A 987-nucleotide genomic window follows, 5' to 3' on the forward strand; every position below is an offset into this window, starting at 1 on the left:
CCCCGCAGCGAACCGACACCGAGTCGATCGGCGCCCTGCTGTACGCGGCGCTGACCCAGCGCTGGCCGTACGAGAGCGACGCCTACGGCCTGTCCGGCCTCCCCAAGGACATCGGTCTGATCGCCCCGGACCAGGTACGGGCCGGCGTGCACCGGGGCCTGTCCGAGCTGGCCATGCGTGCCCTCGTCAACGACGGGGCCACGGCGTCCCGGCACGAGGCGCCGTGCACCACGCCGGAGGAGCTGGTGAAGGCGATCGGCGAGATGCCGCGCATCCGCCCGCCCGAGCCCGCGTTCACGGCCCCGCCGGAGTACCAGCGGACGACCTACCAGCAGGGCACGTACGGCCGCCCGGCGCCGCATCCCGGCGTCACCCAGCCGATCACGGCCCCGCCGCCCCCGCTCCAGAGCCGCACCGGCAAGGCCCTGAAGTGGGCGGTGTCGGCCCTCCTCATCGCCGCCCTCGGCCTGGGCAGCTGGCAGCTGGCGGACGCCCTGATGGACCAGGGCGACAAGTCGGACGACACCAACACCACGCAGACGCAGGACGGCGGCGACAAGAACCAGAAGAAGCCGGTCTCCGGCAAGCCGATCGCCATCAAGGGCGCCCGCGACTTCGACCCGTTCGGCCCGGACGGTTCGGAGAAGCCCCGCGACATAGGCAAGGCGTACGACAACGACACCGCTTCGTACTGGCAGACGGACTTCTACCTGAGCCCTGAGTTCGGCAACCTGAAGTCGGGCGTCGGCATCATCCTCGACCTCGGCAAGGTTCAGCAGGTCGGGAAGGTGACGGTCTCGTTCGTGGGCCATACCTCGGTCGAACTCCGGGCCGCGTCCGCCGACGCGGGGTCGCAGCCGACGTCGTTCGACGCGTACAGCAAGGTCGCCGACGGCTCGGGCACCACGGTGGTTCTCCAGCCCGGCAAGTCGTTCAAGAGCCAGTACCTCCTTGTCTGGCTGACCAAGCTGCCGGCGGACGGCGAAG

Annotated in this window: 1 protein-coding gene; it reads left to right on the plus strand. The window is 70.5% G+C overall.

Features of this window, described 5'->3' with window-relative positions; all coding sequences use genetic code 11:
* Positions 1 to 987: protein kinase family protein (locus tag CCN44_RS39230; RefSeq protein WP_462509666.1), on the plus strand; the 987-nt coding region annotated here is incomplete at both ends.

The organism is Streptomyces tricolor (assembly GCF_002155905.1).
GTDB lineage: Bacteria > Actinomycetota > Actinomycetes > Streptomycetales > Streptomycetaceae > Streptomyces > Streptomyces tricolor.